This is a genomic window from Haloechinothrix sp. LS1_15 (assembly GCF_033042135.1).
Classification (GTDB): Bacteria; Actinomycetota; Actinomycetes; order Mycobacteriales; family Pseudonocardiaceae; genus Haloechinothrix.
This window is the reverse complement of sequence record NZ_WBXM01000002.1, coordinates 1-11,106: the sequence shown is the minus strand read 5'-3', so window position 1 is coordinate 11,106 and position 11,106 is coordinate 1. Positions and strand designations below refer to the sequence as shown.

7 protein-coding genes are annotated in these 11,106 nt (G+C 66.3%); 1 reads left to right on the top strand and 6 read right to left on the bottom strand.

What is annotated here, in order from left to right:
• Window positions 1–56: 56 nt before the first annotated feature.
• The 3 genes from F8178_RS03025 to F8178_RS03015 form a co-directional block, all read right to left on the bottom strand.
• Window positions 57–3,674 carry a hydantoinase B/oxoprolinase family protein gene (locus F8178_RS03025; protein WP_317493077.1) on the bottom strand — a complete coding sequence of 1,206 codons (3,618 nt, stop codon included), beginning with the start codon at window positions 3,672–3,674 and terminating at the stop codon, window positions 57–59.
• 904 nt (window positions 3,675–4,578) lie between these two features.
• Window positions 4,579–5,592, bottom strand: a complete 1,014-nt coding sequence (locus F8178_RS03020; RefSeq protein ID WP_317493076.1) for an alpha/beta fold hydrolase — start codon at window positions 5,590–5,592, stop codon at window positions 4,579–4,581.
• A 19-nt stretch (window positions 5,593–5,611) separates the two neighbouring features.
• Complete coding sequence (locus F8178_RS03015; RefSeq protein ID WP_317493075.1) at window positions 5,612–6,817, bottom strand: lipase family protein; 1,206 nt, start codon at window positions 6,815–6,817, stop codon at window positions 5,612–5,614.
• Between the two features lie 683 nt (window positions 6,818–7,500).
• Here F8178_RS03015 and F8178_RS03010 point away from each other — a divergent pair.
• A complete protein-coding gene (locus F8178_RS03010) occupies window positions 7,501–8,763 on the top strand; it encodes a helix-turn-helix domain-containing protein (protein WP_317493074.1) in 1,263 nt (420 codons plus the stop codon).
• A gap of 79 nt (window positions 8,764–8,842) precedes the next feature.
• On the opposite strand, the gene F8178_RS03005 is transcribed toward F8178_RS03010, so the two are convergent.
• The 3 genes from F8178_RS03005 to F8178_RS02995 all read right to left on the bottom strand — a co-directional run.
• Window positions 8,843–9,319: a hypothetical protein gene (locus tag F8178_RS03005; protein ID WP_317493073.1), complete on the bottom strand. Its 477-nt coding sequence runs from the start codon at window positions 9,317–9,319 to the stop codon at window positions 8,843–8,845.
• 63 nt (window positions 9,320–9,382) lie between these two features.
• Window positions 9,383–9,946 (bottom strand): hypothetical protein, encoded by a 564-nt coding sequence (locus tag F8178_RS03000; protein WP_317493072.1) that lies wholly within the window; start codon window positions 9,944–9,946, stop codon window positions 9,383–9,385.
• Window positions 9,947–10,049: 103 nt separating this feature from the next.
• Window positions 10,050–11,106 (bottom strand): Ig-like domain-containing protein (locus F8178_RS02995; protein WP_317493071.1); only part of this gene is annotated, 1,057 nt, incomplete at its 5' end.

The following is an 11,106-nucleotide window of genomic DNA, read 5'->3' as shown; positions in this document are numbered from 1 at the left end:
GTTTCGCGAGACTCGGAACCGGCCGGAGGCCAGCCGACGACCGCGGCTTGGCCCGCCTACTCGTCGCGCGGGTCGGCGGCGTCCGTACCATCCGTGCTGCCGTAGCCGCCGCCACCCGGAGTCTCCACGACCAGAACGTCCCCCTCGCCCAGCTCGGCGGAATCGCACCCGGCGAGCTCGGTGACGTCCCCACCGGCACGTTCGACCCGGTTGACGCCGAGCGCGCCCGGCGACCCACCCGCCAGGCCGTAGGGCCGGACCCGCCGGTGCCCGGTCAACGTTGACACCGTCATCGGTTCGCGGAATCGCAACCTGCGCACCGCGCCGTTCCCGCCACGCCAACGGCCGGTGCCACCGCTGCCGGGGCGGATCGCGAACTCCTCGAGCAACACGGGGAAGCGCCACTCGAGTACTTCCGGATCGGTCAGGCGGGAGTTGGTCATGTGGGTCTGCACCACATCGGTACCGTCGAAGCCCTCCCCCGCACCCGATCCCGAGCCGATCGTCTCGTAGTACTGGTAGCGATCGTTACCGAAGGTGATGTTGTTCATCGTGCCCGAGCCCTCGGCCTGGACCCCGAGCGCCCCGTACAGCGCTCCGGTGATCGCCTGCGAGGTCTCCACGTTGCCCGCGACCACCGCGGCCGGGTATCCGGGCGCGAGCATGGAATCGTGCGGTACTCGTACCGTCAACGGCCGCAGACAACCGTCGTTGAGCGGGATGTCGTCGGCCACAAGAGTACGGAAGACGTACAGCACGGCCGCGGTCACCACCGAGGACGGGGCATTGAAGTTGCTGTCCAACTGTGCCGAGGAGCCCGCGAAGTCGATCACGGCCGAGCGCTGATCACGATCCACAGTGATCTGTACAGCGATGACCGCACCGGAGTCCATTTCGTACCGGAACTCGCCGTCGGACAGCGTGCCGATGACCCGGCGCACGGCCTGCTCGGCGTTGTCCTGCACGTGCCGCATATACGCCTGCACCACATCGAGCCCGAAGTGGTCGATCATGCTGTTGACCTCGTCGACGCCTTTCTGGTTGGCGGCGATCTGTGCCCGCAGGTCGGCGAGGTTCGTCTCCGGATTGCGCGAGGGGTACGGCGCGCTTTCCAGCAGTTCCCTCGTCCACTCTTCACGGAAGCGACCGTCCTCGGCCAGCAGCCAGTTGTCGAACAGCACGCCTTCCTCGTCGAGGTGGGTGCTGCCCGCGGGCATGGATCCCGGCGTGATGCCACCGATCTCGGCGTGGTGACCGCGCGAAGCGACGTAGAACAGTACCGACTCCCCCACCCTGTCGAAGACCGGCGTGATCACCGTGACGTCAGGCAGGTGCGTGCCGCCGTGGTACGGGTCGTTGACGGCGTACACCTGGCCCGGCCGCATAGTTCCCTCGCGCCTGCGCACGACCTCCTTCACGCTCGTTCCCATGGATCCGAGGTGGACGGGGATGTGTGGCGCGTTGGCGATTAGGTTGCCGTCCGGATCGAACAGCGCGCAGGAGAAGTCCAAGCGTTCCTTGATGTTGACCGACTGTGCTGTCGATTCCAGCCGGGATCCCATCTGCTCCGCGATGGACATGAACAGGTTGTTGAAGACCTCGAGTAGGACCGGATCGGCGCGGGTTCCCACGTCCGCTCCCGCCCTGGTGTGCACCCGCTCGGCGACCAGATGACCGGCCTCTGTCAGGTGAGCCAGCCAACCGTGGTCGACCACCGTGGTCGCGTTGGCCTCCGCGATGATCGCCGGCCCGCTGACCTCGTCGCCCGGCCGGAGCGTGTCCCGCTGGTGCAGCGGCACCTCGTGCCAGGCTCCCGCGCTGTACAGCGGCACCGTCGCCACCGCACCGCCGACCTCACCGGCGGAGCTTCCGAGGGCGGACAAGTCGGGCTGATCGGTCAGCCCCGTCGCCTCCACCGACAGCGCCTCCACGATCAGTGGCCGGTCCAGCAGGAACGAGTACGTCGCGCGGTGTGCTTCCTCGAACCGGGCGACCATCTCGTCGTGACCCGTCAGTTCCACCGGCACCACCGTGTCGGTGCGGTCGTACCGCAGGTGCGCGCGGCGCGTCACGCGGATCCGTGGCTCGTCGATACCCTCGGCGTGCAGCTCCGCCCTGGCATCCGCCTCTATCGTGTCGGCCTCGCCGTGCAACCGCTCCATCGCCTCGAGCGACAGGGGTGTTTCGATCGACTGTTCCCGCATCGCGGTGGCGTCGGCGAGGCCGATACCGAGCGCTGAGAGCACCCCGGCCATCGGCGGAACGAGCACGGTGTCGATGCCGAGCGAATCCGCCACGGCGCAGGCGTGCTGCCCGCCTGCCCCGCCGAAGGTGGTGAGCACGTACTTGGTGACGTCGTGGCCCTTCTGCACCGAGATCCGCTTGACCGCACCGGCCATGTTCGTCACCGCGATCTGCCGGTAGCCCTCGGCGACCTCTTCCGGACTGCGCCGGTCCCCGGTGTGCTCGGTGATCCGTGCGGCGAGCTCGGCGAACCAGTCGCGCACGACCTCGGCATCCAGCGGCTGGTCCGCACCGGGCCCGAACACGTGCGGGAAGTGCGCGGGCTGGATACGGCCGAGCATGAGGTTGGCGTCGGTGACGGTCAGCGGACCGCCCCTGCGGTAGCAGGCAGGCCCCGGGTCGGCGCCTGCGGAATCCGGACCGACGCGGTAACGGCTGCCGTCGAAGTGCAGGATGGACCCGCCTCCGGCGGCCACCGTGTCGATCTCCAGCATCGGTGACTGCAACCGGACCCCGCCGACGTGGGTGTCGAACACGCGCTCGTACTCCCCCGCGTAATGCGAGACATCGGTGGAGGTGCCGCCCATGTCGAAGCCGATCACATGGTTGTAGCCGGCCAGCTGCGACATCCGTGCCATACCGACGATGCCGCCTGCCGGGCCGGACAGGATCGCATCCTTACCCCGGAAGTGACCCGCGTCGGTCAACCCGCCGTTGGACTGCATGAACATCAGACGCACCCCGGGCATCTGTCCCCTTACCTGCGCCACGTAACGGCCGAGCACCGGGGACAGGTAGGCATCCACCACCGCCGTGTCGCCTCGCGGCACGAGCTTCATCAACGGGCTTGTCTCGCTGGAGCGGGAGACCTGCCCGAACCCGATCCGCTCGGCCAGCGCACCGATCAAGCGCTCGTGTTCCGGGTAGAGATGGCTGTGCAGGCACACCACCGCCACCGCCCGGATGCCGCGGCGGTGCGCCTCCCGCAACTCCACCGAAAGCCGGTCCACATCGGGTGCCCGCAGCACGGTACCGTCGGCAGTGACCCGCTCGTCCACCTCGATCACCCGCTCGTACACCAGGTCGGGCAGTACGATGTGGCGGTCGAAGATGCGGGGCCGGTTCTGGTAACCGATCCGCAGCGCATCCGCGAACCCCTTGGTGATCACCAACGCGGTGCGCTCACCCTTGCGTTCGAGGAGCGCGTTGGTGGCTACGGTCGTGCCCATCCGCACGGCGTCGACCTGGTCGGCAGGTACCGGTTCGTCGCCGGTGAGGCCGAGCAGGTGACGGATCCCGGCTACCGCGGCGTCTGAGTAGGCTTCGGGGTTGTCCGACAGCAGTTTGTGTGAGGCGAGGCCGCCGTCGGGCCGCCTAGCGACGATGTCGGTGAAGGTGCCACCGCGGTCGATCCAGAATTCCCAACCCACACGCTGCTCCGTTCACTGCCGAGGTAACCGTGCTCACCGGGGAGCCTACGGCGGCGGGCGAGACCGGCCAGCCGGTGGTGGTCCGCCACGGCCCACGCCGAGCCGCAGGGCGGTACGAGCCTGCCGCGGGAGTGGGCGGCAGTGCCTTACTCATAAGTCGGGCTATTCTCCCGCCCGTCGCCCACCACCACCCGAATCGGAGGCGCTTCGCGCCCGCCTCCTGTGTCCACGACACCGGGCACCGTGCGCCACCTGCAGTTTCCGTTCGCGAGTCGGCTGCGCCGACCCCCGCCCGGAAACTTGTGAATAACCCTCCAGGACCACCGAAACCTCGTCCCGTCGTACAACACCGCCTGCGGGATTTCACCCCTGTCACACTCTTGTGTTGCGTACGTGCGTCGCGAATTCCGACGGGGATGCTCCGGCGCTACGATGACGGACAAGCGGCTATATGCCGACATCGAGGTCGATAGTGTGCATATCACTCGATCAGGTGGAATATACCGCGCAATTGGAGTGCGCCATGATTCTCGAATGGATTCCGATACTCGGTGTGCTCGTCTTTGTCGCGTTTCGGGTCATCATCAACGCCCAGGATCGGCCGAGCTCGGGCGGGCAGCCCACGCCGGTGGTCAGCTCCCGTACCCGGCATCCGCAGGCCTGAGCGCGCACGACGCCGAGAGGGCAGCGGGCCCGCCGTCCGGGGACTCCCCCGAACGGCGGGTGCATTCGTGCCCTGACCGGCTCATCCGACAGGCGGGCATCCGGAACGCGTCGCCCTGTCGAACGCAGGCCGGTACGGCGGCTATTCAGCAATCCAACCCGAGCTCACTCCATCGAGTGACAGCGAGCCCATTCCTCGCGGCCTGCCTGCTCGACAACACCGCAGTGGACGGTGTCCTGCCTAGCCCACCGGTCGGTGGAACTCGCACGGCGGCGCGCCCGCGGCCGGGTCCAGGGCCTGCTTGACGTACCCGATCGCCCGCGGCGAGTACGACATCGACAGGTGATCCGACAGATCCCTGTGGCAGCCATCCTGCAGCGTGATGTTCTCCACCGTCGCACCCGGGCCGGGCTCGAGGAAGGTCGACTCGTAGGGCGTGGTGACCTGGTCATACCTGGTCGCGATCACGGTGTAATCGACACCGGGTTCGGTATGCCCCTCGGCGTTGAGCTCCTCGAGGAAGTCGGAACCCCGCACCTGATGCACGGCTGCCGTGCCAAGCAGCAGCTCGCTCGGTTCGAGCAGCCCGAACCACTCCGCGAGTGTGGCCAACCCGCTCAGCGTCGTGCCATTGTGCGTCGCACCCAGCGTGACGAGGTTTCGCACCTTGTTGCGTTCCGGGTTCTCCGGGTCCGCTCCACCCTCGAACCTGAGGTACTGGCGTGGCATCATGCCACCTTGCGAGTGTCCAACGATATCCACTTGGGACGCTTCGGTGGCATCGAGTACCTCGTCGACGAACTGTCCCAGCTCCCTGGCGGACCCGGCGATATCGCCAGTCCCCTTGAGCGCCGGGTGCAGGCCGATGAGGCTTCCGCGATCGTCCCCGTAGTCCAGCGCGAATACGCAGTAGCCGGCACGCTCCAGTTCCGGCGCCATCTTCGCGAAGTTGCTGTACCGGTTCTCCCATGTCCCGTGGACCAGCACCACCGGTCGAGGCCGGTCTGCAGGCGGCTCGCAGTCCCAGTCGTTGGCGCCCGGCGGGTCGACGGCCCAGTTCACCTGCGAGTATAGGAACGCACGCACGAAACTAGAGGTCTCCGGACCTTCCGATGTAGATTGTTCCTCAGCGGTGGAACGGGTGTCGGCTCGTGATTCCGATTCGGCGACGGCAGATGCTCCTCCGACGGCCAGCACCAGCGTGCCTGCGAACGATGCGGCGAGCGTAAGCAGGGTTCGGCTCCCGCGATACATGAACACCTCCTCGGCCGGTTCAGCAGCCGTCTGTCACCGGATTCCCGGCGAACAGTTCGGCAAGGAACGCCCGTACGCCCGCGTCGGCGACGTTGATCATCGTGATGTGCGGCGCAGGGGAGTCGACTTCGTACTCCTCCCAGCGAACGTCCATTCCTTGATCGCAGTAGGTATCCCGCAGCGACCGCGCCTGGCCGAACGCGACGAGGTCGTCGTTCGTCGCGTGATACAGGTAAACGGGTACATCGATCGAACCGGCACCGAGCGCGTTCTCCTCGATCCGCGCAAGCCAGTCCGGCCGCAGGACGGGGCTACGTTCGGTGTAGTCCGCGATGCGATCACCCGCGTACCGGGTCAGCAGCTCGAACGTGCACGCGTCGGCACGCATCTCGTCGAATGCCGTCCGGCCTTCCTCATTGAGATAACTGTCCAGATCGAGCTCCGGGTAGGCATTGTCCAGGCCGATCAGGCCGTAAGCCAGAACGCCGAATCCCCACGTCCCGTCCAGGGGCAGCGCGACCTCGACGAGGTCCGCAGGAACTCCACCGCCCACGACACCGACCAGGTCGAGCTCGCCGGCGTACCCGGAGTGCATCTCACCCGCCCACATCGCCGCAGCCCCTCCCTGCGAGTAGCCGCGCACGGCCACCGGCACATTCTCGCCGAGGCCCGCCTCGGGCAACCGCTGTGCCGCCCGCAGGACATCCAGCGTGGCCGCGCCCATGGCCCGTCCGGCCAGGTAGGTGGTGCCTCCGCCCTCGTAGTAGCCCTCGTAGTCCGGAACCGCCACGGCATAGCCACTGCGCAGCAGCTCGTTCAGCGGATTCTGCTCGTAGTACGCCCCTGCGTCGATCATCCCGCTCGGCGCGCAGCGGGCCGCAGGCCCATGGGTACCGGGTGCCAGCGCCACGATCGGCACTTCCTCGCCGGGCACGTCGCGCGGCACTAGGACGGTCCCGGTCACCGCGTTCGGCTCGCCCAGCGCATCGGTGGAGTGGTACATCACCTGCCAGGCCTCGGCGAGCGCCTGTGCCGAACGCGGACCCGCCGACGATGGCCGAGAACGGATGATCTCGCCCGGACCACCTTCCGGCAGCGGCGACGGGGGCCGATAGAAATCGGCACTCTCGTGCTGAGGGTTCGGCAGTGACGCCCGGTCAGTCAGCCCTGCCGGTTCCTCGAGCGCGCTCGCCGCACTGGACGTCACCTGGAGTGAAAGCAGCATGAGGAGGGCGCCACACCACGCAGCCGCTGTTCGACACTTCGATCGATGAGCGCCACCGGCTCGCCACACGAGCACGACCTCCCGTCCTCACACGTTCAGCGCGCCCGATGGGCCACGCGATCCGCTCGCTGTAGAGCCGAATCCTGGCACAGCGCGAGCCCACAAGCGACTGTGCTCGCGAACCTGCTAAGTCCCCAACAAGATTGCGAGTCCGTGATGCGCGCGAGCCCACAACGCGACATCAACCGCACTCGGTAGCGCCCGCGTCCCCCGGGTGAGCCGTCACGGCACCCGCAGCCCTACGGGTGTCGCACGGCTATCACTCGCGCCCCATCCGGAACCCACCGAGGAGAACATGAAGAATACTCATAGAATTCGAAGTGGCGAGAACGTGTTTGTCACATGACAACAAGGTGAACCAGCCACTGTTGCGAGTGTGTGCGCAGGTCATCCGCTCGGACCCCGTCGAAAGTGGGGATCTTACTGGTCGGTAACTGTACCAATTGACAGTCAAAGTGCCCAGGTCTATCGTGCGGTTCACAGAATTCACCAGGCTCGCAACGGCGCGTAATTCGCTAGTCTGTCACGCTCACTGCGTATCGGGGGCGAGATCCATGAGCGCTGCGTTCAACCACAGTGGTCAGACAGGCCCAAACGGGGCTACAGCGACTACGGACCGACAAGTGCACTCACCGAAGCAGCGCCAGCACGGGCTGCGCCTGACCAGCATCGACCCACAAGCGGTCTTCGCGGCGGTGCCGAAGGCGCAGCTCGAGAACTACATCCGCCCGATGGCCAACAGGATGATCAAGGACATCATCCAAGAGGTCAGGAAGGCTGTACCAGAGTACGCTCAGCCGCTGGAGGGTGAGTTCGGCAAGATCCTCGTGACCTGCGTGGAGAAGTCGGTACTACAGGTCGTCGACAACCTGGGGCGCAGTGAGGTCGACAAGTCCGAGTGGCGCGACTGGTTCCGGTATGTCGGCAAGGTGGAGTACCACGAAGGTCGCACACTCGACGCGCTGCACAAGTCCGTGCGGGTCGGTGCGCGCGTGGCCTGGCGGCATGTGCATGCCGCCGGGATGGCGGTCGGGATTCCCTCCAACACCTTGTTCGCGCTCGCCGACGCGATCTTCGGCTACACCGACGAGCTGTGCTCGGTCGCTGTCGCCGGGTATACCGAAGCCCAAGCCCATGCCACCGGAACATACGCACGCCGCAGGCACCAACTGCTCAGATTACTGCTGTCCGATCAGCCCGCCTCCACGACGAGTATCGACGAGCTCGCGGCAGCCACGCACTGGCCCGTGCCCGAACGAGCTGCCGCGGTCGCGCTGGAGTTCCACGAGGACCAGTACCGGTACTGCACGCACGTGCTGCATCCCGATGTTCTCGTCGACTTGGAAAGCCAGGAGCCCTGCCTCGTGCTGGCCGATCCGGAGGCTCACGTCGAGCAACTCGGCCAGTTGCTCGGCGACCGCCGCGCAGCCGTCGGTCCCGTGGTACCGCTCGCCGATGTCCACCGCTCATTGCTCACCGCTCGCCACGCCCTGGACCTCGTTCAGCGCGGTGCGCTTCCGGACACCCCGATTTTGTGGTGCGAGCAGCATCTTGCGAACTTGCTGCTGTTCAACAACGAGTTCCTGCTGTCACAACTGTCCGAGCGGGCGCTGGAACCGTTCGACTCGCTCACCCCCAAGCAGCGGTCACGGCTCAGCTCCACACTGCTCAGCTGGTTGCAGAACAGGGAAAGCGTCAACGACACGGCGCGACAGCTCGGAGTCCATCCACAAACCGTGCGGTACCGCATGCAGCAGGTCAACAAGCTGCTTGGTGACAAGCTCGACGATCCGGATCAACGACTGATGATCGAGATCGCGCTCAGGACTCTGCGGAACCTCGGTACCGAGCGTGACGCTCGCCGGGCGTCCAGCGCCGCGGGATAGCTACCGGCGCCGCCGTGCTCCCTGATACAGCGGAAGGGGGCGCTTCGATGCGCACAGAGGTGGGAAACGGAAAGCAAGCTCAACCGCCGTCACCATCGGAGGGATCACGCTCCAGATACTCCCGATATCGCTCGGGCACGTAGTCCTGCCAGCCTTCGGCGTCCTGCCAGCCCGGTGGCGAGCCGTGCGGCACCCGGGTTTCGGTCTCCCGTCCCGGGGACGTCGTCGGCGGCGAACGGGGATCATCCGCCCAGTCGGCCTCCTCGGTACCGTCATCGGAGTCGGCCTCACTGCCCACTGCCGGTGGGTTGTCGAGCAACGCGTTGTAGACGACGGGACCGCCCCAGGCGAGCACGGCGACGAGCAGCGCGACGCCGAGCATGCCATTGCGTACCGTGGCCAGCGCCTCACCGAGCACCGGGGGATCTTGCCGCACCGGGTACTGTTGCCGGTGCTCGAATCGCGGCCGCACGCCCTCACGCGAAAGCAGGTCGTTCACGGGTACGCCGCGCTCACGCGCGGGCCGCTTCACCTGCTTCACGTGCTGCCAGGGCACGGTTCCCCTCCGTACTCCGCGTTCTTCGGGTACCCGGAACGATTCGCGTTTCGAATATCGAGGCTACAACGAACGGCACTCCGGCGCCTCGTCCATCGCCGCACGCAGATCATCGTTCTGGCGGAACTCACCCGCGGGCCCGTCGAGGGTATCCAGCTCCGCGAACGTCTCACCGGCCCGTTCCATCGCCGCCTCGAAGCTCTCCCCGTCGACGATCTCGGCGGCGTCCAGTTCGTCGATGGACCGAGCCACCGCCGATTGCGTGTCCTCCAGCGTTGCCATGGCCTCACCGTAAACTTCCGGTCCGCCTCGAACGGGTGGCTCGCCGAGATCCTCGAGCGTCCCCTCCAGACCGGTGAGTGATTCGTGCACGTTTCCGAGAAAGTCCAGAACGGCGTCGCGTGCCGCGAGCGGATCGGCGCTGTCTGGCGCTGGGGCTTCCCCCAGTGCTTCGCCGCCTTCCCACAGTGACTCACATACCTTTCCCGCCCACGCAACCGCCGCATCGTCGGGCGCGGAGCCACCACCCGGGTCACGCTCCGAGTCACCACTGGCATCCGAGTTGCAGGCCGCCGCGAGCATCCCGGCGACGACGGCTACAGCGACAAGCTCACGACGTCTGAGCATCTGGGTTACCTTCCACTCTCATCACGGTGGGCGCTGTGCCCCTGCCACCACGGGCAACAGGGGCACAGCGCCACTTTCGTGGATTATCCTGTTGTCGAGCCGATCAGCTTTCCGGCCGGGGCACGAGGTCCAACTCGATGGTGTTGCCCGGCCCCGAGGTCAGCGCACTGATCAGCGGGGTGAAGAATCCACAGCCTTCCAGCCTCGGAATCGTGTACTCGCCGGAGAGCACACCCCCGTCGAACGGGCTGAAGTCGGTGCTGGACATCGCGATCTCAGCCGGTTCCTCGGTCTGGCAGGTGTCCCGCTTCGAGATCGGGAAGCCGAGCAGGTTGACCCTCGGCAGCTTCACGAGCACATCCGAACTCGTCGTCAGCTCGCCGTTGGCGAACGTACCGGTAGTCTTGCCGACCTGTTCGAACTCGACGTTCGCGCTGGCGGGCAGGAATCCGAATACCCGGAAGCTTCCCTTGGTAGGATCGAGATGGACATCAGCTTCGACATCGCCGGTCTGAAGATCCACTGTGGATTCAATGACTCCGGTCAGCGGCAACGTGCCGTCAGCGGCCTGCACGTAGGTCTCACCGGTGAGATCGTAGTTCACCTCGATAGGCTCCGGCGGCGGCACATCCTCCTCAGTGACAGCGATGCTCACCGCACCCGGCTCCGAAACCAACTCCTGATCGTCGACCACCTTCGTCGCGGTATAGGTGAACGAATCCTCACCCACAAACCCGGACTCCGGCTCATAAGTGAACGACCCATCACCAGCCAGCTCCAACGCACCACTGGCAGGCTCCTGCTCCACAGCAGCCGTCAGATCAACACCCTCAGGAGTGGCACCCCCCAACACACCGGGAGCCGCCACCTCGAGCACCGAATCCTGCTCCACCTCGAACGCATGATCAACCACCACAGGAACCTCCGGCTCCGGCGGCGGCACATCCTCCTCAGTGACAGCGATGCTCACCGCACCCGGCTCCGAAACCAACTCCTGATCGTCGACCACCTTCGTCGCGGTATAGGTGAACGAATCCTCACCCACAAACCCGGACTCCGGCTCATAAGTGAACGACCCATCACCAGCCAGCTCCAACGCACCACTGGCAGGCTCCTGCTCCACAGCAGCCGTCAGATCAACACCCTCAGGAGTGGCACCC